The following is a 1,100-nucleotide window of genomic DNA, read 5'->3' on the forward strand; positions in this document are numbered from 1 at the left end:
GTCTTGCTGGGTGTGGGTCTTGAAAGGGGGCGGCGGGAGAGCAGCAGGCCTGCGGCGGCGGCCAGGAAGGGCAGGAGTATGGCCAGCAAGGGGAGGGTTGTCACCGGGTGCCCCCTCGCTTGACGGGGTGCTCGTCGTCGCCACGGTCGTCCTCGGTTTGGCCGTTCTCGGGCTGACCATTCTTCGACTGACCGCCCTGGGTTTGCCTGTCCCGGGCTTGAGTGTCCGGGGCCTGCCTGTCCGGGGCGTGCCCGTCCGAGGGTTGCCTGTCCGGGGCCTGCCTGTCTGGAGGCTGGCCGTCGTCGGGGTGGTCGGGAGGTGCGGTGTGGGCCTTGGGGGCGGGCGAGGTGGCGGTCTGTGGCGCGGCTGAGCGTGGAGTGGCTGAACGTGGGGCGGTGGTGGAGGCTGCGCTGGTGGCGAGGACGAGGTCTCGGTCTGGCCGTTCAGGGGGTGGTGAATCGGTGGCCGTCCGGCTTGTGTGCGATCGGTCGGCGGGCGGTGGCCCCTCAGGTGGTGGGTCGGTGAGTGGCTGGTCGGTGGGTTCGGCCAGGTCGCGGAGGTGGTCGATGTCGACGGTGCGGCGGTTGCGATAGAGGGCCAGGACGATGGCCAGCCCCAGGCCCACCTCGGCGGCGGCGATGACAATGACGAAGAGCGTGAGTACCTGACCGCTGTGCAGGCGGTCGCGCAGCCAGACGTCGAACGCGACCAGGTTGAGGTTGACGGCGTTGAGCATCAGCTCGACCGACATCAGCACCAGGATGGTGTTGCGCCGGGCGAGCACGCCATAGACGCCGACGGAGAACAGGAGCGCGGAGACAACCGCCGGGTAGACGATGTGCACTCAATTACCCCCGGTCTGATGGGGTGGCGGGGTATCGCCAGCCTGACCGTGCTGTGGGCCGCCATCGGGCCGGTCCAGGCCCGAGGCGTTTTCGTTTTCAGGTTTGACGCGTCGTGTCTCGTCGTCCTCGGTCTGCGTGCGCCCTTGGTCGTCCTGCGGCTGGGGCTGCCTCTCGTCGCCCTCGGACTGCCCCGGGCGCGAGCTGGTCTCGGCCTTGGCATCGTTCGTACGTTCATCGGGCTGACGGGGGGTCGGG

The 1,100-nt window shown here is 69.4% G+C and carries 1 protein-coding gene and 1 pseudogene; both read right to left on the reverse strand.

Annotated features, from left to right (window positions below; all coding sequences use genetic code 11):
- Positions 1–541: 541 nt before the first annotated feature.
- Positions 542–844 (reverse strand): annotated as a pseudogene (nuoK, locus tag HII36_RS55400) (NADH-quinone oxidoreductase subunit NuoK); the annotation flags it as partial.
- On the reverse strand, positions 845–1,100 hold a 256-nt coding region (locus tag HII36_RS56235), incomplete at its 5' end, for a hypothetical protein (protein WP_217371172.1).

The sequence above is a fragment of the Nonomuraea antri genome (assembly GCF_013283785.1).
Taxonomy (GTDB): Bacteria; Actinomycetota; Actinomycetes; order Streptosporangiales; family Streptosporangiaceae; genus Nonomuraea; species Nonomuraea antri.